The following is a 19,383-nucleotide window of genomic DNA, read 5'->3' as shown; positions in this document are numbered from 1 at the left end:
GCAAAGCGGTAAGTGTACAGGCGACGCGGGTTTTAGTGCGGAGTAAAAGCCTGATCACCCGCTATATCAGGCTGGTTACGTTACGAAGGCTCAAAACAGAGCGGGCGTTCGCAGCAGGCATCACAACTCGGCGAGCGGCACACCACTTCGCCTTCGCTGTGCAGACAACGCTGGCGGTAGAAAAACTTTTTCCAGCGCATATTGTTGCTGTTCATCTCAACTAAAGGCGCGAAGCAATCGCTCATCAGCTCCCGTAGCTCCGTGCGCGAGCTGAGCCCCAAATCCTGCCACAGGTGATTAAAAGCCAGTGAGACACTGGCAATAATGTGCTGCATCGGCGCGGCATCTGCCGACATATGGCACGCCAGCCACTGTGCCAGCTCTGCGCGCTCTGCGCCGCGCGTGGCGTTAAGTTCGCTCATAAGCTTTTGCCGCAAACGGCAGTCCGCCGGCATTTCTGGCGCAGGCGGGGCGAAACGCGCCTGCAGGTTTTCCCAGTCGCTCACGCTTAAACCCATTCTTTCCGGGTAGCAACCTTCACCGTGCAGATAAAGCCACAGCAAGCGCCGTAACCAGTCATCAACGGGCATCATGCCACCCCCTTGTTTTGCCCCTTTGTCGGCGCAGTCTGCCACCAGCGTAACAGCGAGGAAGCGATGGGTTGCCAGGCATCATCAACGCAGGGCTGAATGCCGCGCGATTGCAATTTTTGCCACGGTTCGTAGCCGATACGGGCGCAGAAAACGGCTTTCACATCGACCAGCAAGTCGAGCACGGTGTCCAGTCTTGCGTCGCTTTCCGGCGGCTCACAATTATCCGACCCCTGGCAATATTTCGGTGTGAAACGCTCGTTGACCAGCACAGCGCCCGCGGCCGATAAACTGTAAATACGAAAGCGATCCGCATGGCCAAAATGGCAGTCGATCAGCTCGCCATGCGTTGACGCCACCGCCACCAGACAGGCCTCTGCATCATCGGATTCGCCTTTGGTGACGATACTGGCGTGAAGCTGCGCACGGCGAAACAGCGTCGGCAACCACGGCTGCGGGGCGGATTCAACGGGTAGCAGGGCAAATTGCTGGCTGCGATCTTCGCCGAGCATACCAATCGCATCCGCGCGGCACTGCTGGCAGTGGGTCATTTGCGGCATCACTTCGCCACAGCTTTCGCGCACGCGCGCGACCATCTCTGCATCGGGTTCGGCCTGGCCGTTAAGGCCAAATACCGTGCCGTGTTCCGGGCGGGCTATCAGCGGCATAATGTTATGGATAAACGCGCCAGCTTCGCGCAGTTCGCGGCTGACATCGGCCAGCGCGAAATCGTTAATACCGGGGATCAATACCGAGTTGATTTTCACCAGCACGCCTTGCGCCGTCAGGCGACGAACCCCCTCCAGTTGACGGGCTATTAATATTTCACCCGCTTCGCGTCCGCTGTACCGTTCACCCTCGAGCCACAGCCAGGCGTAGATCTGCGCGGCAATTTGCGGATCGAGCGTATTGATGGTCACCGTTACGTGATCGACGCCGAGACTGACCAGCCGATCAACGGCGTCCGGCAGCATCAAGCCGTTGGTGGAGAGGCACAATTTCATATCCGGTAGCTGTTCGCGCACCAACTCCAGCGTGGTGAAGGTGCGTGCGATATTCGCCAGTGGATCGCCGGGCCCGGCAATGCCAACCACCGACAGTTGCGGGATAGCCGCCGCAACTTGCCGTACTTTCGCCACCGCCTGCTCGGGGGTTAAGAGCGAGGATGAGACGCCAGGCCGGGATTCGTTACTGCAATCAAATTTGCGATTGCAGTAGTTACATTGCAGGTTACAGGCGGGCGCTACCGGTAAGTGCATACGCGCAAAACGGTGATGACCGCTTTTCGAGTAGCACGGGTGCAGCGCCACTTTACCGGCGATGGCATCGGAAAGCGGTTCAGACGGCGTTGACTGACACCGGGAACCGCCAGCGGCGGATGAACAGGACATCATGGAAGGTACCTCCGTTTACGGAATTATCCCTGGTTGTTGCAAATCCCGTTCCTGTTTCAACCTATTGAAAAATAGTAATATTTATTTTATCAGGTTGTCGGTTTTGTGGCATTTGGCTGACAATGTACCGAATGCCACAACCGCTGTTATAGCCTTGGCAGGGTGATATCCATCGTCTGAATGCGATAGGCGACCTGGCGCGGCGTCATTCCCAGTAAGCGTGCGGCTTTGGCCTGTACCCATCCCGCTTTTTCCAGCGCCGCAATCAACCGCTGGCGCTCGTCAAGGGTGTTATCGAGCCAGTTATCGTCGTGCGTGACGCTGATAACCGGCGGTTTGGCTGGCTGGTCGCGATGATTAAACAAAATCACGTCCCGATCGATCAGACCGTTTTCCGACATCACCGCCGAGCGCTCAAGGCAGTTTTCCAGTTCACGCACATTACCGGGCCAGTTGTAGCTCATCAGCAGGCGGATAGCGCCCTCGCTAATACGCAGCGTGCGGCTCTGGTTGTGGGCGATTTTGCGCACCAGAAAGTGCGCCAGTTCGGCAATGTCCTCCTGGCGTTCCCGCAGCGGAGGCAGGGCGATGGGCATTACATTCAGGCGGTAATAGAGATCTTCGCGAAAGTGCCCCAGCCGGACTTCATCTTCCAGATTACGGTTTGTCGCGGCAATAATGCGCACATTGACTTGCAGTGTTTCGTCGCCGCCGACGCGTTCCATTTCGCCTTCCTGCAGGATGCGCAGCAACTTAGCCTGAAACGAAGCGCTACTTTCGCCAATCTCGTCAAGAAACAGCGTGCCGCCATCGGCCAGCTCAAAACGGCCTTTACGCTGGCGTACCGCACCGGTAAAAGCCCCTTTTTCATGACCGAACAATTCGCTTTCAAGCAGTGTGTCCGGCAGCGCCGCACAGTTGAATTTCACAAACGGCGCACTGGCGCGCGGTGAATTATGGTGAATGGCGTTGGCAATCAGTTCCTTACCGGTGCCGCTCTCGCCGCGTACCAGAACGGTGGTGTCCCAGCGCGAAACCTGACGAATAATCTCCATGGTCTGGCGCATCGCCGGGCTGTTACCGACCATATTCTCGAAACCGAATGCGCGTGAGGCAGTGCAGGATTTCGGGCTGACGGCCTGCGTTATCGCGGCGTGCGGGGAAGGGCGCGCTGCCGGTGGGGCCATCAAACGCACGGTCTGCGCCACCAGGTTGGCAACCGTTTCCAGAAAGCGGGTGCAGGCGGGTAACCGCTCTTCGTAACGCGCCATGGGTTGCGCCGTCAGCACACCAAACGTCTGCGCATCCGGCCCGATCAGCGGCACGGCGATAAACGGCAGGTTGTAATCATACAGTCCCAGCCGGTCAAGAAAACGCTGATCGTCGGCAACCCGTGCCAGCACTAATGATTGCCCTTGTGAAAGCACCGTCCCGACCAGCCCTTCGCCCGGACGGTAGCGAATTTGCGAGCTACCGGGGATTAACTGCTGATCGGCTTCCTGCAACGCTTCAATAGTCAAAATCGCCTGCTGGCTGTCGTACAGACAGATCATGCCGTGCTGCAAAAAGGCGTCATTGTGCAATACGCACAGCACTTGCTGGAGCGTCTGTTCGACTTCGGTCGCCCGGCTGAGTACCACGCTTATCCGCTGCATCGCGGTGAACTGCTGGGACAAATCGAAGCGCCAGACGGTATTACCCGACTCGGTTCGCTGGGTCATTTTGAACCTCCGGTCAGTGAATGAAATAGCGGGAATCGTAGGGTCAGGCAGCTTCCGCCTTCCGGGCGTGAAGTGAGTTCTATCGCGCCGTGGTGGTGCGCCACCAGCGTCTGGATCAGGCGCAGCTCCATGCCTTTGCCCGGCGCGTTAAGCGCATCCGGCGAGTGGGTATGGCGCACCGGGATCAGCGGCACATTGTCAGTAATATACAAAGAGAGCCAGCCCTCTTCTTCGCGGGCGAAAATCTCTGTTTCTGCAGTGAAATCACGCAGACCGGCGGCAATATCCAGCGTGCGATCGAGCCACAAACTCAGGCAGGCCAACAGTTGCGTACGCTGACCAAATCCCACCAGATGATGGGAATCCAGCGTGACCTGCAAATTTTTACCCTCTCCGAAGCGGGTGTGATAAAGCGCGTGCAAATCGTCAAAAAAGGGTTGCAGCGGCCAGACCGCCGCACTTTCCAGTTCCAGCGACGGGCGGCAACGTTTCAGCCGCGCCATCGCCTCTTCACCTTCGCGCCACGCGGCGTCCAGCGCCATGTTGTTGTTATCACTGCCGTTTAACCGCCGCGCCGCCGCCAGCATATTGATGGGGCAGTTAAGCTGGATCAGCGCGGCGTCCAGCGCTTCGCGGATCGCCGCCAGCAGTTTGCCGCTGGTCATCTGCTGTTTAAGGCGATCTAGCCGTCCCTGTTCCTGCTGCTGGCGCTGTTGGGTGTCGTCGGTGATGACCACCAGCGTGCGCGTCAGCGCGTTATCAATAAAGTAGCGACTGGCTTCTTCGCTGACGCCCGGCAGCGCCCAACAAGTGACTGATAACCAGCGCACCGCGCCGCGCAACACCACCGGTAAGACCTGGCCGTTCGCCAGCTCCGCTTTGCGGGCTGAAAAATTAAGTTCGCTCAGGAGCTCTTTTCCGCCGCAGTCGGCACAGAACGTTTTGTAGGCGAGGTTATCCATCACCACATGATCGCGTTCATCCACCACAACCACCGCCGCCGGAATGTTATTCAGCACCGCTTCGGTCAGCGTCATGTGGTTACGCAACCGCTGCTCCAGCGCGTAGCTGGCGCTGATATCACGCTGCATTGCCAGGTAGTGTTCCAGTTCGCCAAACGGGTTAATCACCGGGGTGATATCGATCTCGACCAGATACAGGCTGCCATCACGGTGGCGGTTGATCAGTTGCCCGCGCCACGGTCGGCGTTGTAATAAGGTGTGCCACATATCCTGGTAGATTTCCCGTGGGGTTTGGTGGCTTGCAAGCAGGCGGGGATTTTGCTGCAACAACTCCTCAAGTTCATAGCCGGTCTGGCGGCAGAATGCCGGGTTGGCATAGACAATGCGTGCGTCGGCATCAGTCAGCGAAATGGCGACGGGCGCTTCTTCAACGATGGTAAAAAACAGCCCAGGATGGTGTTGCGAAAGCGCACCGGCGATTGCCTCGGGCGCGCTGGCATCCATCATCATATTCAGGGTCATCGCACACTCCTGCGGTCAGTTAGTCGTGTCGTAGTTCTGACAATTTGTGCCACCTGGCGGCTTTCGCCCGGACAACATGTCAGGTACGTATAACCATGCAAAGAGTGCACCTTTTGGCCGCTAACCTGACAAAACCTTGATCCAGATCGGTATTAAGCGCGCTATCAGCGCCAAAGCCGCGCCAGGCGGGCGTCTGCGAGGGGAGGTCGAAGGAAAAAAAGCGCCAGACTGGTGCATTAATAACCATTGTGGTGCAGGTTTTGCCCGTCACTAAAACTGGCACACTCTTCGCAATATCAGATACGTTCACCGCAATTCCCGGCGGGATCTCTTTTTCAACAGGAGCGTGTGTTATGGCAAATATTGGTATTTTTTTCGGCACCGACACCGGCAAGACCCGCAAAATCGCCAAACAGATCCACCAGAAACTGGGCGGGCTGGCGGATGCGCCGGTCAATATCAACCGAACTGACTTAGCGACTTTTCTCTCGTATCCGGTGCTGGTATTAGGCACCCCGACACTCGGTGACGGGCAACTGCCGGGGCTGGCTGCCGGTTGCGAGGATGCGTCGTGGAGTGAATTTGTCACCCAACTGCAGGGCGATAGCCTGCGTGGTAAAACGGTGGCGTTGTTTGGGCTGGGCGATCAGGTGGGTTACCCGGATAATTTCGCCAGCGGTCTGCGCCCGTTATATGACACGCTGCAACGCTGCGGCGCGCAGATGGTCGGCCACTGGCCCAATGAGGGCTATACCTTTGGTTCATCGTCCGCGCTTGAGGCGGATAACTTTATTGGTCTGGTGCTGGATCAGGACAACCAGTACGACCTGACCGATGAACGTATCGAGGCGTGGCTGGAGACGCTCAAACCGCTGATCCTCTAATCTCTGAAGCCCGGCGGATAACCGATCACCGGGCTTTTCAGCGCGCCTGTAATAATGACGCCAGCCACTGGCGTTGCCACTGCTGTTGGGACTGACGGAACAAATACTCCCGCGCTTTCGCCAGCGCGTCTGCCTTCGCCATCAGCGTCGGTTGGCGGATCTGTTCACACCACAACAAATGCCAGCCCAGCGCCGTTTCGACCGGCTGGCTGACCTCGTCCGTTTGCAGCGCAAACAGCGCATTTTCCAGTTCCGGAAAGAGCAGGCCACGGCTTACCCAGCCCAGACGCCCCCCTTCCAGCGCGCTGGGGCAGTGCGAATGGCGCGCTGCCAGCCGGGGAAAGGCCGCGCGGTGGTCACGGATTTGCTGATAAAAACGGGTGATCTGTGTTCTTATCCCGGCGTGGTTTTGCTCTGTGGTCAGCAGCAGGTGCGAGGTTAAGCGCTGTTCTGGGCGCATAAATTGTGCCTGATGCTGCTGATACCAGCGCAGGACGCTCGCCTCGTCCGGGAGGGGGGCTGTGCGTGCAACCTCAGCAAACTGCGTTTCCAGACGGGCATGATGCGCAATCACCGCCTGACGCTCAGCAGAGGAAAAAGGGCACTCATCGAGCTGCGGCGCCAGCGATGCGGCCACGGCATTACGCAGCTCGTCAGTAACGCTTGCGTCGCACGCAATGGCAACTACTGCCAGTTCGAGCTGGCGCTGGCGCGCCCAGGCGCGGTCAAATGCCTGCTGGTGTGAAGCCGGGATGTTTTCCGGCTCGCAGTGCCAGCGGGTCAACGCCAGCCGTCGGCGGGCGAAACGCTCCCACGGCATCATTGTGGCGTCTCCAGCAAAATCATGGCGCGGGCGGGAACCTGAAACCAGCGCCCGGAAAAGGTGACAGTGTAACTCTCCGCGCCGTCTCCCTGGCCCGTGGCGGCGATCTGGCCTTGTTCTCCGGCGGCCACCACGATGTTATCGCCGATGGCCAGCGCGTGGCGGCAGGCGACGGTATCGCCATACTGAAACTGCCCGGCATGCCAGGGGGCGGAAAGCGGCAGCAGTTCCTGCTCACGGCAGCCCACAATCAAACCGCAATCGGGAAAGTGGATTTGATAAATCACTTTTTCCATCAGGAACGTGCCCCATTCACGGACAAAACCTGTGCTGCCCCGACGCACCAGCAAATCGCCGCGCCGGTAACCCGGCATGGTGCCATCGTTGCGGATGGCGCGGCTAACGCGAACTTCCTCACCGAACGCATACTTTGGTTTCATGATGTTGGCTCCGTTGTACAGTGTTCGTAGCTTTCCGCCAGCAGCCTGCGCGCCAGAAGCCAGTGCTCGCGGGGTGTAGCTTCAAGCAGATTCCGCAGCGGCACATGATCACGCAGGCGCTGGTGAAATTCGCGCAGCACCGGCAGGCAGCAACGGCGCAGCGTGAGCGGTTCATAAGGTACGGAGAAAAAGGTAAAAAAGGACTCGGCGCTGTCGAGTTCAGCCACGCCAGGGATCTGATAAAACCATTCCATCTTTAACCCCTCGCCAGGTGTGTGGCGCTTGTGCCACACAAGGTTGTGTAAAGCGCAATCAGTTCATCGTCTTGCGGCGTGCGTTTGCTGCTTTCCGCCACGCGGCGAATGGCGGGCAGCAGCAGGTCGACTTGCAGGGCATTAAGGTGATAGCCCAGCCGGGTAAACACACCTTCCACGGCCTGGCGACCGGAGTGCTTACCGAGCACCAGCCGGTATTCGCGGCCGATCAGCGCCGGATCAATGGCCTGGTAGCTTTCGCGATCGCGCAGCAGGGCGGCGACATGCACGCCGGATTCATGGGTAAATACCTGCGCGCCAACCAGCGGTTGCTGTGGGTCAATGGGGCGCCGGGCGGCATCGGCGACCTGCTGGCAGAGCATCGGTAATTGCGTGAAATCCACGCCGCTATCCAGACCCAGACAGCGGCTCAGACCGAGCGCGACGGTTTCCAGCGCGGCGTTTCCGGCGCGTTCGCCAAGCCCCAGCACGGTCGTATTCACACTGGTTGCGCCGGCGCGAACCGCCGCCAGCGTATTGGCGGTCGCCATACCGAGATCGTTATGGGCGTGCATTTCGATTTCACCGGGCCAGCTTTGACGCAGGGCGCTGATACGCCGGGCGGTGGTGAAAGGGTCGAGCAGACCAAGGGTATCGGCAAAACGCAACCGCTGTGCGCCTGCGCTGCGGGCGACGTGGGCAATCTCCGCTAATGTCCGATCGCTGGCGCGGGATGCGTCTTCGCAACCAATACAGACCTGCAATCCCTGCTGTCGCGCCTGCGCAATCAGCGTGGCCAGCTTATCCAGCACGACCGGCAGCGGTTCGCGCAATTTGTACTGGCGCAGTTTGTCAGAAGCCGGTAGCGAGATATCCACCCAGTTCATGCCGAGATCGGCGCTCTGGCTGATTTCATCAGTATTCATGCGACACCAGGCCATGAGCGTGGCGTCAGGCAGTTGCTGGCGAACTTGTCGCATCCGCTGGCGTTCTTCGCGGCCCATCGCCGGGGTGCCGATTTCCAGCGCGGTCACCCCGGCGGCAAACAGCGCTTCGGCAATGGCGATTTTCTCGCTGGCGCAAAAGGCGACGCCGGGGCTCTGTTCGCCGTCGCGCAGCGTAGTGTCATTGATCACAACCCTGGACATGTTGCCGCCTTAGCCGTAAACCGGCGCAAAGGTGGCGGGGGCAGAACCATCCTGCCAGTAAGGAGAAAGCGCGCGCAGACGGGTAATAATGGCTGGCAGCGTCTCGATCACATAGTCGATCTCCTTTTCCCGCGTATAGCGCGAGAGTGAAAAACGGATACTGCCATGCGCCGCCGTGTAGGGAATGTTCATCGCCCGCATCACATGCGACGGTTCCAGCGAGCCGGAGGTGCAGGCGCTGCCGCTGGAGGCGGCGATCCCCGCCTGGTTAAGGAGCAGTAAAATGGCTTCCCCTTCGATAAATTCGAACGCCAGGTTCGCCGTGCCGGGAACGCGGGGTTGATCACCGCCCATCACCATCACTGAGGGCACCTGTTTGACCAGTTCGTCTTGCAGGCGATCGCGCAGGCTGGCGATGCCCGCGCTACCGGGCAGGTGTATCTGCGCCAGTTCGCATGCCGCACCCATGCCGACAATCCCGGCGATATTCTCCGTACCGGCGCGGCGACCGCGCTCCTGATGCCCACCGCGCAGCAGCGGACGAAAGCGGGTGCCACGGCGCAAATAGAGGCAACCCACACCTTTTGGCCCGTGCAGTTTATGCGCCGAGCAGGAGAGCATATCGATCTGCGTGCGGGCGATATCCAGCGGAATTTTGCCCACCACTTGTACCGCGTCGCAGTGAAACAGCGCGCCATATTCCTGCGCCATCGCCGCCATTTCGATCACCGGAAACAGCACCCCGGTTTCATTATTCGCCCACATTATGCTGACCGCCGCCACACGCGTGCTCAGCGCGTGGCGATACTGTTCCATATCCAGTGCGCCGCTGGCATTAACGCCAATACGATGGATAAGGTAGCCCTGGCGTTCCAGATGTTCGCACACGGCGAGAGTAACCGGGTGTTCAACGGCAGTGGTAATAATCTCCCGGCGCTCCGGCATCAGTTCAACGCAGGCGTGCAGTGCGGTGCTGGTGGCTTCGGTCGCGCAGGAGGTGAAAATGATTTCGCTACTGTGATCGGCCCCCAGCAGCGCGGCGACTTGCTGGCGGGCGCGTTCAAGCGCGGCGCGGGAGGGGGTACCAAAGTCGTGAATCGACGACGGGTTACCGTAATGTTCGGTTAAGAATGGCATCATCGCTTCCAGCACCATCGGGTCGATACGGGTGGTGGCGTTATTGTCCAGATAGACCTGCTTCATATTTTCTCCCCCATCGGTTGACAAGTGGTGGCTCAGGCGGCCACGACGTCCATATAACAGCCGGTACGCTCCATCAGTTTTTGCTGGAGCCAGGCGAGTGTCATGTCGGTCATCATGCAGCCGCTGCAACTGCCGGAAAGGCTGACGGTTACGGTGTGATTGTTGACGCTAAGCAGCGACATATCGCCGCCATCGGCCTGGATATGCGGACGTAATTCAGTGATCGCATCGACGACCTCCTGCCAGTGCGGATCTTTCTCCGCAGTGACGGTAGTGGCGGCCTGCGGGTGCCGGGCGAGAATATCGGCCAGCGCCAGTTCAATTTTTTCATGGCACGCGGTGCAGCCGCCGCCCGCTTTGGTGTAGTTGATCACCTCTTCAAGGGTGGTCAGCCCGTTACTCAGCACCGCCCGGCGAATTTGCCCTTCATCGACGCCAAAGCATTTGCAAATCAGCGCGCCTTCTTCGTGCTCATCGATCAGCGTTTCGCCACGGTAGTGGGCAATCGCCGCCCGCAGCGCCTCCTGACCCATCACCGAGCAGTGCATTTTTTGCGGCGGCAGGCCATCAAGGTAGTCCGCAATCTGCTGGTTGGTCACCTGCTCAGCCTGCGCCAGCGTACGGCCAATAATCAGCTCGGTGAGCGCGGAAGAGGAGGCAATCGCGCTGCCGCAGCCAAACGTCTGAAACCCGGCTTCAAGGATGGTTTCACTTTGCGGATCCACGCGTAGCATCAGCCGCAGCGCATCGCCACAGCTTAACGAGCCCACATCGCCCACGGCGTTGGCGTTTTCCACCACCCGCGCGTTACGGGGATTAAAAAAATGATCTTTCACTTTCTCGGAGTAATTCCACATGTGCCTGGCTCCCAGGAGAGATGACGGAAAGCGCCGTGGCGCATTTCACCGCCTCAATCAACGGCGGGTGATGACAATCAAGCAAAAGCAATACCAGAAGGGAAAAGCGTTGCATTTCAAGGTAGTAGATTAATGTGCCAACATAAAACCCGGCGCTGTGTCGCGATTTTATGTTGGCTTTGTCACACAACCGACACGGCGTGTGGCTAACGCTCATCCTCTTCCTGCCAGGTTTGTTCCTGGAGCATGCGGGCGAAGCGTTGTGGATTGCGGGCGCTTTTGCGCTGCTCTTTGTCATACCAGTAGTGCTGAATTTCCTGCAACAGCCCGGCAATGGTAGTCGCTTGCGGCACGCGAACCGCGCGTACGCCGATTTGCAAAAGCTGGCGAAAAACCGCTTCGCCAATCGCCACGCAGTAGAGCGTGACGCAATCTTCCAGCGCGTGAATGCGACAATCGAGTTTCTCTTGCTGGTGTCCGGCGAGCACAGAAAAATCCACCACCCGCAACAGCGTGACCTCGTGCTCTTTCACGCCATAGATCACTAATTTGGGCGTGGCGCCAAAGTGTTGATCCACGTGGTGATAATCCGAACTGGCAAAGGCGACTTTCATTGACCATTCGCCCTGGCAAATGGTGCTGAACTGACGATTAACATGCGGCATACAGATCTCCAGGCGTAACGGTATTGTCGACGTGCTGGCGCAGCGGCGAGCGGTAGGTCGCAAGCGGGTGGTGGCGTTCGCGCATCACATTCGCCAGCTCAAACAGCGTGTCACGAATGCCGCTATACCCCTGGCGCAGGCGACGAAATTCTCCCAGCCGGTCATACACCGGGAACCCGGCGCGGATAAGCGACAGATCAAACTGCGCGGCGAGATCGGCGGCATGAGAATTAGCTACCAGTAACGCGGCAGGCGTCGCGCAAAGCTGATCCTGCATATCTTCCAGATCGCCGATGACCACGGTTTCCACCGGCAGATTTTGCAACCCCGGCTGGCTGACCGGCGCGACAATCGGGCCGGGGAGCATGCCCTGGCTGCGGGCGAAATCGCACCATGCTGCCAGGTGATCGCCTTCTGCTGCCATGGCGATAGCCACACCCTGCAGCCACATATGGCAATCGATCATCGCATCCTGCACTTGCCCGCGCTGGCGCTCAATCCACGCGGGGACGTCGCGCCCCGAGAGGGTTTTCAGTCGATGAATAAACGTGTCGCAGGCTGCAAGCGTCATCAGATGCGGCAGGGCGATCACCTCGCCACGGCTGCGCTGCGCCAGTAACGCCGCCGCCCGGCTCAGCGAGTTGCCAATGACAAAGGTGGCCAGGTTTTGCCCCATATGTTCAATCATGCGCAGCGATGTTCCCCCCTGGGTAACAGGCGAAAAATCACCGTTTGCCAGATGTCCGTCCAGCGACAGCGACAGATCCGGCACAATCACTGGTTGCAGGCCGAAGGCCTCAACGTAACTGCGCAACAGTTCGATATCGCCCGGCGTCAGTAAATGGCTGACCAGCAGGTTGACGCGGCGGTTGCGCAGGCTGGCGGCGGGCTGCGCAGGCACCCACTGTTCAATCATGCTTTCCAGCACGGCGCTGTAGCCGTTTTCCAGCGAGCCGTAAAAGTCCGGGGTGTTGACGGTGAGCAGCGCAACGCCTTTATGCCGGGGAAAATCATCACGAAACTGGCGTACCACCCGCGAAATATCGCTGCCCTGGGCTTCTGAAAGCCCGGTACTGAGCAGCACAATGGCTTTCGCGGCGTTGCGCTGACAGAGAACATTGAGCGCGGTAAAAATGTTTTCATCGGCACCCATAATGGTGGACGTCGGGTCCATCGCCGTCGATTGCAGCGGGATCGGGTCGTGAAAATGTTGAATAAAGAACACCTTTGCGAAGGCGCTACAGCCCTGGGCGCCGTGTACCAGCGGTATGCACTGTTCGACCCCCAGACTGGCGAGGATCGCCCCCAGCGGCTGGCCGCTTTTTATCGGGCTGACCGCCAGCGGTTTTTTACTGCGAAGAATTTCGGCCATTGAACGCTCCTTATTGCCACGGCGCGCGGGCATGCGTTTGCGGCCAGACCGGGCTTTCCAGGGTCTGACAAAGTTGTTCGGCAAGGGTAATGATGCCGCGATAACCGGCAAACGCGTGTTCACGCTCCTGGTTGATATCAAGAAAGGGCAGACGCGCTTTATAAGCGGTGTACATGTTGCGACCGCCTGCGATCATCATGTCGGCTTTGCAGCGATAAACCACATCCAGCAGGGCGCGGGCATTGCCTTCGTCCAGCATGATGGCGTCATCGCCCATCAGTTCACGGATGCGCTGTTTATCCTCTTCGGTGGATTTGCGCGTTCCGGTAGCCACAACCGTCATGCCGAGATCCTGCAGTGCCGAAACCACCGACCAGGATTTAACGCCACCGGTATAGAGCAACACTTTCCTGCCGCGTAAACGTTCGCGCAGCGGTGCCAGCGCCTGCTCTGCGGCGTGTTCTTCACGCGTGATTAGCTGTTCGGTGCGCGCCATTAAATCGCTATCGCCGGTGAGCGTTGCCAGCTGGCGCAGGGCATCAGAAGTGGCGCGAACGCCATAAAAACTGCCTTCAAACCACGGCGTGCCGTAACGTTGCTCCAGCGATCTGGCGACATTAATCAGCGCTCTGGAGCAAACCAGCATATTGACCTGCGCACGGTGCAGCGTCTGGATCTCGGCAAAGCGCCCGTCGCCGGACAGGGAGCCCAGGACGCGAATCCCCAGCTCATCAAGCAGCGGCTGGATATGCCAGAACTCGCCGGCGATATTAAATTCGCCAATCAGGCCAATGTCATGACGGTGCGCCGGGGCAAAAGGCGTATTGTCCGGCCACGGCGCGGGTTCGCGCCCGCCAATGACTTTTTTCACCATCACCTCGCCCGCCAGGCGGTTCCCCAGGTTTTTGCTACCGTAAAAACCGGCCACATCAACGGCAATCACGGGCACACCGGTGGCGGTCGCTGCGGCCTGGCAGACGGCTTCAATATCATCGCCTTCCATTGCCGGAACGCAGGTGTTGTAAATAAATACCGCCGCCGGATGATAGCGGTCGACAACGTGGCGCACCGCGTGAAACAGCCGCCGCTCACCACGCCCCATGATGACATCCTGCTCATTCAAATCGGTGGTGAATCCCAGCCGGTTGATCCGTGGGCCGGAACTCAGGCTGCCGCGGTTATCCCATGAGCTACCGGCGCAGCCAATCGGGCCATGTACCAGATGCGCCACATCGGAAAGTGGCAGCAGGGTGATCTGTGCGCCGTCGAAGGCGCAGCCTCCGGCAGTCGCACCGGGTTTTGGCGCGCTACAGCCGGATTTCTGTTTATGGTTATGCTCGCAGGCCGGTTCATCGAGCAGGGCCAGGATGTCGTTCCCCTTCATCATCACCTCATTTTCTGGTTGGGTTAGCGTTAAGGGTGCAAATCGCAAGCCAGAAAAGAGTGATTGATTTTTAAGGGGAAAGTGTTGTGCGCTTTGTGACAAAACAGACAATTGGCGCAATGCCCACGCCAAAAAACGCCCCCATCAGGGGCGGTTTAAAACACCCGCGCTTCCAGCGGATTAGCGCGTTCCAGCCGTTTCGCCAGCCACGGCGGTAACGGCCCGGCCAGCAGGTTCTGGATGGCGGCGCACTGGGACAAAATGGTATTGCCCGGTGACACTTTCATCGGGTGAATATTATGACGAATCAACCGTGCGGCTGCCGGGCCGCCGATCGCTTCACAAAACAGCAAATGGCAGTCGTGGAGTAACTGCGCGCGGATTTCGTTCGGTTCCTGGTTTTGCGGGTGAGAAGGGTAGCGGCGCAGATCATGGAGCCAGCCGCCCTGGTCATCAAACCCGTAAATAAAGAAAAGTCGCCCCTGGCCGAAATGACCATTGATGGTGAGCCCATCCTGTGAGCAGAAGGCGACAACCAATTGCGGACGGCGGCTTTGGGCTTCCTGCACCTGCAAATGCGCGGGCAGTTCGCCACGCAGACAGGCTTTAACCCGTGCCCAGCGGCCACTGGACATCAGGGCTTCCGCATACGGAAACCGGGCTTCCAGTTGCGGTAATTCGAGTGCTGCCAGCCCGTCGGGTGTCAGCACGTCCTCACAACTGTGGGTGAGCCAGGCCATGATTTGCGCGGGTTGCAGCTCCGGCAGGCACTGAAACAGCGCCAGCATCCGCCAGAACAGCGTATCGTTGTCGGACATTGCTCACCTCCTTATGCCTGCGCGTCGCGGGTGGCGCGCAGGCTGAGCGGAAAAGCCGGGCGGCCGGGTTGCAGATTGACGTAATAACGGCGTCCACCTTCAAGTTCAAGCGCGCCGCCCCAGTGTTCCGGCGTGTCGTGTTCAACCTGTAACACGCGGGCTTCCAGATCCTGTTTCGCGATATAGCAATAGAGATCCGCGCCGCGCTGGCGAAGAATAATGACCGGCATAGAGCCTCCCTGGCCCCGCGTGGCGCGGGGCGTGTGATGGTTAACGGATAAGATCGAAGCTGTAGTCGGTTTTGCCGAGCTTGATGGTCTCTTTGTCCACTTTCTCCAGTACCGCATTCACAAGGGTAGTGAGAATGCTCATGGCGCCCTCATAACCCCAGGTGGTCTGGCGGTGCAGATGGTGGCGGTCGAACAGGGGAAAACCGAGGCGGATCAGCGGAACTTCAAACTGTTCGCCCTTGGCTAAGGTGTCGCGCTGAATAAACTTGCCGTACGAGTTGCCAATCATAAAGTCCGGCTGGCGGGTAAACATCAGCGAGCGGAAATGCCACAAATCGCAGTTGATAAATACTTCGCTCTCCTGGCCGTACGGTGAGGCGTCGAGCATTTTCTTCATCGCTTTCTGCCAGCGCTTGTTACCGTTATGGCAGAGGATAACGGTCGGTTCGCAGCCCAGCTCCAGCAGGAAACGGGTCAATCCCATGACAAAATCCGGGTCGCCAAACAGACCGAATTTTTTACCGTGCAGCCAGGTGTGGGAGTCGAGCATCATATCGACCAGCCGCCCGCGCTCCAGCGCCAGCGAGTCGGGAATGGCCTTGCCGGTTAACTGACTGATCGCCATTAATAGTTCATCCGTTCCTGCCAGCCCAACGGGAACAGAAACCTCGGTGGCGGGCTGATTCCACATCTCCTGTACCACTTTTTTGCTTTTCACCAGTTGCCAGGGTTGCAGCAGCAGTGTGTCGATAGCGTCCGGCGCCTCGCGCATCTCTTGCTGCGTCGTCCCGCCCGCGTACATCTGGTAATGCCCGTTAGCAGGGGTATCCAGCACTTCTGATGGATCGGAGAGCACACTCGCCTGCACCTCCATTTGCGCCATCATGCGTTTCAGCACGCGAAAATTGCCGAGATAGGTTTCAAACCCGGTCACCAGGTTGATGCGTGAAAGTTTACCGGGCTGTGCCTGATGGTCTGCGGTAAAGGTACGGGCAAAACCTTCAAACATGTTGTCCCAGCCGGTGATATGGCTGCCGATAAAACTGGGGGTGTGCGCGTAGGGCACGGGGATGGCGGCATCAAGAAAACCATCTTTTTTAGCGTTGGCGATAAAAGCCTGCAAGTCATCGCCGATTACCTCCGCCATACAGGTGGTAGAGACGGCGATAATCTCCGGTTTATACAGCGCGCTGGCGTTTTGTAGCCCGGTATTGAGGTTGTTATTCCCGCCGAACACGGCCGCGTCTTCCGTCATTGAATCCGACACGCAGGCCACCGGTTCTTTGAAGTGGCGGTTAAAGTACGTACGGAAATAGGCCACGCAACCCTGTGAACCGTGCACATATGGCAGGGTGTTGGCAAACCCCAGCGAACAGAGCACCGCGCCCAGCGGCTGGCAGGCTTTTGCCGGGTCGATAGTCAGCGCTCCGCGTTTGAAGTTCAGCGCTTCGTATTCCGGGGTGGTGGTCCATTGAAAAACTTCCTGCACCCGCTCCGGCGAGTGCGCCTCTTCGAGTGCCCGTTTACCGGCAAACAGCGTCTGGTAGGCATCCTGTTCAAACAGGGGATGGCAATTCTGTATTTTCTCAGCAGTCTGGCTCATGGTGTTCTCCTCCCGCGCCACAAATCGGTGAACAAACGGGATAACAGGATAAAAATCAGGCGGATTTCAGCCACGGCGCGGTCAACTGGCCCCACGCGGGGTTGTTGAGCGTCATATCCATATCGCGGGCGAAGATGGCGAAGCCGTCATAGCCGTGGTACGGGCCGGAGTAATCCCAGGAGTGCATCTGGCGAAACGGCACGCCCATTTTCTGAAAGATGTACTTCTCTTTGATGCCGGAACCGATGAGATCCGGTTTCAGCGCGTTGACGAATGCCTCCAGCTCATAGCTGCTGGCATCATCAAACAGCAGCGTGCCCTCTTTCAGATCCGGCAGGGTGCGGTCGTAATCATCGTTATGAGCGAACTCATAACCGGCTGCGATGATCTCCATTCCCAGGTCTTCATAGGCGCCAATCACATGGCGCGGACGCAACCCGCCCATATAAAGCAGCACCTTGCGACCCTCCAGACGTGGGCGATATTTGGCGATAATGGCGTCGTTCTGCGCCTGGTATCGGGCGATCACCGCTTCGGCGTTGGCGCGAATGGTGTCGTCAAACTGGTCGGCGATTTTGCGCAGCGATTCCGCAATTTTCGTCGGGCCAAAGAAGTTGTATTCCATCCACGGAATACCGTGCTTCTCCTCCATATGGCGCGAGATGTAGTTCATTGAGCGGTAGCAGTGCACCAGGTTGAGTTTGACGAACGGCGTGTTTTCCATCTCCACCAGCGTACCGTCGCCGGACCACTGCGCCACCACCCGCAAGCCCATCTCTTCGAGCAAAATGCGCGAAGCCCAGGCATCGCCGCCGATGTTGTAATCGCCGATGATCGCCACATCGTAAGGGGTGGATTCGAACGGTTTGCCTTCGCGGTTCTCCAGCACCCAGTCGCGGATCACATCGTTGGCAATATGGTGACCGAGGGATTGCGACACGCCGCGAAAGCCTTCGCACCGCACCGGAATAACCGGTTTGTTGATGGCTTTACGACTGGCGTTCGCGACGGCCTCAATGTCATCGCCAATCAGGCCGACCGGGCATTCCGACTGAATCGAAATGCCTTTGGTCAGCGGGAACAGTTCTTCCAGCTCTTCAATCAGTTTGGCGAGCTTTTTGTCGCCGCCAAACACGATGTCGCGCTCCTGAAAATCGGAGGTGAAGTTGAGCGTGCCGAAGCTGTCCACGCCGCTGACGCCGGTGTAGTAGTTACGTCGCCCGGCGCGGGAGTACTGTCCGCAGCCGATCGGACCGTGGGAGATATGCGCCATATCCTTGATTGGCCCAAATACCACCCCTTTCGATCCGGCATACGAGCAGCCGCGCACGGTCATCACGCCCGGCTGCGATTTGCGGTTAGAGATGATGCACTTACCGACGCTTTCCTGCTCCGGGTCCGTCACCATCATGTGTTTTCTGCGTTCTTTGCGCGTCTTCTCCGGGAAAACCTCCAGCACCTGCTCGATGATCTCCAGGTTACGTTCGCCTGTTGCATTACTCATGGGTGTGCTCCTGTGATCAGACGGCGTTTTCTTCGGCGGCGGTTTTACCAATGATGCTGGTGTCTTCCACATCCATAATGCCGAACTCCATCAGCAGCGCTTCCAGCTCATCCATGGTGCAGGGGGTTGGCACCACCATTTTGGTGTTGTTGACGATTTTGCTGGCAAGGCTGCGATATTCATTTGCCTGATTGCAGGTCGGGTCATATTCGATAACCGTCATACGGCGGATTTCCGCACGCTGCACAATGTTGTCGCGGGGAACAAAGTGGATCATTTGCGTGCCGAGTTTTTCTGCCAGCGCAATGATGAGTTCATCTTCACGGTCGGTCTGGCGCGAGTTACAAATCAGCCCGCCGAGGCGCACTTTGCCGGATTTGGCATACTTCACGATGCCTTTGGAGATGTTATTGGCAGCGTACATCGCCATCATTTCGCCAGAGCAAACGATGTAGATCTCCTGCGCTTTGTTTTCACGAATCGGCATGGCGAAACCACCGCATACCACATCGCCCAGCACGTCGTAGAAAACAAAATCGAGATCCGGCACGTAAGCGCCTTCTTCTTCAAGGAAGTTAATCGCGGTGATCACCCCGCGACCGGCACAACCCACGCCTGGCTCCGGGCCGCCTGATTCTGCGCAGCGCACGCCGCCGTAACCGATTTGCAGCACGTCTTCTAATTCCAGGTCTTCCACGGAGCCAACTTCAGCAGCCATCTCCATAATGGTGTTCTGCGCTTTCGCATGCAGGATCAAACGCGTGGAGTCGGCTTTCGGGTCGCAGCCGACAATCATTACTTTTTTACCCATCTCCGCCAGCGCGGCGACCAGGTTCTGTGTGGTGGTCGATTTGCCGATCCCACCTTTGCCGTAAATGGCGCATTGACGCATGGTCATGGTGTTTCTCCTGTTGGTTATGTGTTTGCCACACTTCCTTGTGCAGGGAACATACCAGCCATGCCAGAGTGATTAATTTATTGATTTGTATTGATTTTATATTTTGGCGAA

The 19,383-nt window shown here is 58.3% G+C and carries 19 protein-coding genes; 1 reads left to right on the top strand and 18 read right to left on the bottom strand.

The features are described 5' to 3' along the window. Window positions 1-80 precede the first annotated feature (80 nt). The 4 genes from AAIG26_RS03200 to nifL form a co-directional block, all read right to left on the bottom strand. Window positions 81-593, bottom strand: a complete 513-nt coding sequence (locus AAIG26_RS03200; protein WP_269230934.1) for a nitrogen fixation protein NifQ — start codon at window positions 591-593, stop codon at window positions 81-83. Continuing rightward, a complete protein-coding gene (nifB, locus tag AAIG26_RS03195) occupies window positions 590-1,984 on the bottom strand; it encodes a nitrogenase cofactor biosynthesis protein NifB (protein ID WP_343179636.1) in 1,395 nt (464 codons plus the stop codon). Before nifB ends, AAIG26_RS03200 begins: the two co-directional genes overlap by 4 nt. 146 nt (window positions 1,985-2,130) lie before the next feature. Further along, window positions 2,131-3,705: a nif-specific transcriptional activator NifA gene (gene nifA / locus AAIG26_RS03190; protein ID WP_343179635.1), complete on the bottom strand. Its 1,575-nt coding sequence runs from the start codon at window positions 3,703-3,705 to the stop codon at window positions 2,131-2,133. Further along, window positions 3,702-5,189, bottom strand: a complete 1,488-nt coding sequence (gene nifL / locus AAIG26_RS03185) for a nitrogen fixation negative regulator NifL (RefSeq protein WP_016496144.1) — start codon at window positions 5,187-5,189, stop codon at window positions 3,702-3,704. The genes nifA and nifL overlap by 4 nt, the downstream gene beginning before the upstream one ends. 353 nt (window positions 5,190-5,542) lie before the next feature. Between nifL and AAIG26_RS03180 the strand changes: the two genes are divergently transcribed. After that, window positions 5,543-6,073 (top strand): flavodoxin, encoded by a 531-nt coding sequence (locus AAIG26_RS03180; protein WP_343179634.1) that lies wholly within the window; start codon window positions 5,543-5,545, stop codon window positions 6,071-6,073. A gap of 37 nt (window positions 6,074-6,110) precedes the next feature. Here AAIG26_RS03180 and nifM read toward each other — a convergent pair whose 3' ends face one another. The 14 genes from nifM to nifH form a co-directional block, all read right to left on the bottom strand. Continuing rightward, a complete protein-coding gene (nifM, locus tag AAIG26_RS03175; RefSeq protein WP_343179633.1) occupies window positions 6,111-6,896 on the bottom strand; it encodes a nitrogen fixation protein NifM in 786 nt (261 codons plus the stop codon). After that, window positions 6,893-7,336, bottom strand: coding sequence for a nitrogen fixation protein NifZ (locus AAIG26_RS03170; RefSeq protein WP_343179632.1), 444 nt, complete (start codon window positions 7,334-7,336; stop codon window positions 6,893-6,895). Before AAIG26_RS03170 ends, nifM begins: the two co-directional genes overlap by 4 nt. Then, window positions 7,333-7,590 carry a nitrogenase-stabilizing/protective protein NifW gene (locus AAIG26_RS03165; protein ID WP_343179631.1) on the bottom strand — a complete coding sequence of 86 codons (258 nt, stop codon included), beginning with the start codon at window positions 7,588-7,590 and terminating at the stop codon, window positions 7,333-7,335. The genes AAIG26_RS03170 and AAIG26_RS03165 overlap by 4 nt, the downstream gene beginning before the upstream one ends. A 2-nt stretch (window positions 7,591-7,592) precedes the next feature. After that, the gene (gene nifV, locus AAIG26_RS03160) at window positions 7,593-8,738 is read right to left on the bottom strand and encodes a homocitrate synthase (RefSeq protein ID WP_343179630.1); all 1,146 of its coding nucleotides are present in this window, start codon (window positions 8,736-8,738) and stop codon (window positions 7,593-7,595) included. Between the two features lie 9 nt (window positions 8,739-8,747). Further along, on the bottom strand, window positions 8,748-9,941 hold the full coding sequence (gene nifS, locus AAIG26_RS03155) for a cysteine desulfurase NifS (protein WP_343179629.1): 1,194 nt from the start codon (window positions 9,939-9,941) through the stop codon (window positions 8,748-8,750). 32 nt (window positions 9,942-9,973) lie between these two features. Beyond that, window positions 9,974-10,798 (bottom strand): Fe-S cluster assembly protein NifU, encoded by an 825-nt coding sequence (gene nifU, locus AAIG26_RS03150; protein WP_016496137.1) that lies wholly within the window; start codon window positions 10,796-10,798, stop codon window positions 9,974-9,976. Window positions 10,799-11,004: 206 nt separating this feature from the next. After that, a complete protein-coding gene (locus tag AAIG26_RS03145) occupies window positions 11,005-11,463 on the bottom strand; it encodes a NifB/NifX family molybdenum-iron cluster-binding protein (protein ID WP_097406781.1) in 459 nt (152 codons plus the stop codon). After that, entirely contained in the window at window positions 11,450-12,835 is a 1,386-nt protein-coding gene (nifN, locus tag AAIG26_RS03140; protein WP_343179628.1) for a nitrogenase iron-molybdenum cofactor biosynthesis protein NifN, read from the bottom strand. The genes AAIG26_RS03145 and nifN overlap by 14 nt, the downstream gene beginning before the upstream one ends. Before the next feature lie 10 nt (window positions 12,836-12,845). Further along, a complete protein-coding gene (gene nifE / locus AAIG26_RS03135; RefSeq protein WP_343180310.1) occupies window positions 12,846-14,219 on the bottom strand; it encodes a nitrogenase iron-molybdenum cofactor biosynthesis protein NifE in 1,374 nt (457 codons plus the stop codon). 155 nt (window positions 14,220-14,374) lie between these two features. Continuing rightward, on the bottom strand, window positions 14,375-15,037 hold the full coding sequence (locus AAIG26_RS03130; protein WP_313625230.1) for a NifB/NifX family molybdenum-iron cluster-binding protein: 663 nt from the start codon (window positions 15,035-15,037) through the stop codon (window positions 14,375-14,377). 11 nt (window positions 15,038-15,048) lie between these two features. Then, a complete protein-coding gene (nifT, locus tag AAIG26_RS03125) occupies window positions 15,049-15,267 on the bottom strand; it encodes a putative nitrogen fixation protein NifT (RefSeq protein WP_016496132.1) in 219 nt (72 codons plus the stop codon). A gap of 40 nt (window positions 15,268-15,307) precedes the next feature. Then, a complete protein-coding gene (gene nifK / locus AAIG26_RS03120; RefSeq protein ID WP_343179626.1) occupies window positions 15,308-16,870 on the bottom strand; it encodes a nitrogenase molybdenum-iron protein subunit beta in 1,563 nt (520 codons plus the stop codon). Between the two features lie 55 nt (window positions 16,871-16,925). Further along, window positions 16,926-18,374, bottom strand: coding sequence for a nitrogenase molybdenum-iron protein alpha chain (nifD, locus tag AAIG26_RS03115; RefSeq protein WP_045508504.1), 1,449 nt, complete (start codon window positions 18,372-18,374; stop codon window positions 16,926-16,928). A 16-nt stretch (window positions 18,375-18,390) separates the two neighbouring features. Further along, window positions 18,391-19,272, bottom strand: a complete 882-nt coding sequence (nifH, locus tag AAIG26_RS03110) for a nitrogenase iron protein (RefSeq protein ID WP_016496129.1) — start codon at window positions 19,270-19,272, stop codon at window positions 18,391-18,393. Window positions 19,273-19,383: the final 111 nt, after the last annotated feature.

The sequence above is a fragment of the Kosakonia sp. PSU_27 genome (assembly GCF_039409795.1).
Taxonomy (GTDB): Bacteria; Pseudomonadota; Gammaproteobacteria; order Enterobacterales; family Enterobacteriaceae; genus Kosakonia.
The sequence above is the reverse complement of the archived record's forward strand: the minus strand, read 5'-3'. Positions and strand labels throughout refer to the sequence as shown.

Excerpts from the sequence above, each read along its gene's own strand:
- nifE (WP_343180310.1), bottom strand. The coding sequence starts at position 14,219 with ATGAAGGGGAACGACATCCTGGCCCTGCTCGATGAACCGGCCTGCGAG.
- nifB (WP_343179636.1), bottom strand. The coding sequence starts at position 1,984 with ATGATGTCCTGTTCATCCGCCGCTGGCGGTTCCCGGTGTCAGTCAACG.
- nifL (WP_016496144.1), bottom strand. The coding sequence starts at position 5,189 with ATGACCCTGAATATGATGATGGATGCCAGCGCGCCCGAGGCAATCGCC.
- AAIG26_RS03180 (WP_343179634.1), top strand. The coding sequence starts at position 5,543 with ATGGCAAATATTGGTATTTTTTTCGGCACCGACACCGGCAAGACCCGC.
- nifN (WP_343179628.1), bottom strand. The coding sequence starts at position 12,835 with ATGGCCGAAATTCTTCGCAGTAAAAAACCGCTGGCGGTCAGCCCGATA.
- AAIG26_RS03130 (WP_313625230.1), bottom strand. The coding sequence starts at position 15,037 with ATGTCCGACAACGATACGCTGTTCTGGCGGATGCTGGCGCTGTTTCAG.
- AAIG26_RS03170 (WP_343179632.1), bottom strand. The coding sequence starts at position 7,336 with ATGAAACCAAAGTATGCGTTCGGTGAGGAAGTTCGCGTTAGCCGCGCC.
- nifV (WP_343179630.1), bottom strand. The coding sequence starts at position 8,738 with ATGTCCAGGGTTGTGATCAATGACACTACGCTGCGCGACGGCGAACAG.
- nifK (WP_343179626.1), bottom strand. The coding sequence starts at position 16,870 with ATGAGCCAGACTGCTGAGAAAATACAGAATTGCCATCCCCTGTTTGAA.
- AAIG26_RS03200 (WP_269230934.1), bottom strand. The coding sequence starts at position 593 with ATGATGCCCGTTGATGACTGGTTACGGCGCTTGCTGTGGCTTTATCTG.
- nifS (WP_343179629.1), bottom strand. The coding sequence starts at position 9,941 with ATGAAGCAGGTCTATCTGGACAATAACGCCACCACCCGTATCGACCCG.
- AAIG26_RS03145 (WP_097406781.1), bottom strand. The coding sequence starts at position 11,463 with ATGCCGCATGTTAATCGTCAGTTCAGCACCATTTGCCAGGGCGAATGG.
- nifH (WP_016496129.1), bottom strand. The coding sequence starts at position 19,272 with ATGACCATGCGTCAATGCGCCATTTACGGCAAAGGTGGGATCGGCAAA.
- AAIG26_RS03165 (WP_343179631.1), bottom strand. The coding sequence starts at position 7,590 with ATGGAATGGTTTTATCAGATCCCTGGCGTGGCTGAACTCGACAGCGCC.
- nifT (WP_016496132.1), bottom strand. The coding sequence starts at position 15,267 with ATGCCGGTCATTATTCTTCGCCAGCGCGGCGCGGATCTCTATTGCTAT.
- nifM (WP_343179633.1), bottom strand. The coding sequence starts at position 6,896 with ATGATGCCGTGGGAGCGTTTCGCCCGCCGACGGCTGGCGTTGACCCGC.
- nifU (WP_016496137.1), bottom strand. The coding sequence starts at position 10,798 with ATGTGGAATTACTCCGAGAAAGTGAAAGATCATTTTTTTAATCCCCGT.
- nifA (WP_343179635.1), bottom strand. The coding sequence starts at position 3,705 with ATGACCCAGCGAACCGAGTCGGGTAATACCGTCTGGCGCTTCGATTTG.
- nifD (WP_045508504.1), bottom strand. The coding sequence starts at position 18,374 with ATGAGTAATGCAACAGGCGAACGTAACCTGGAGATCATCGAGCAGGTG.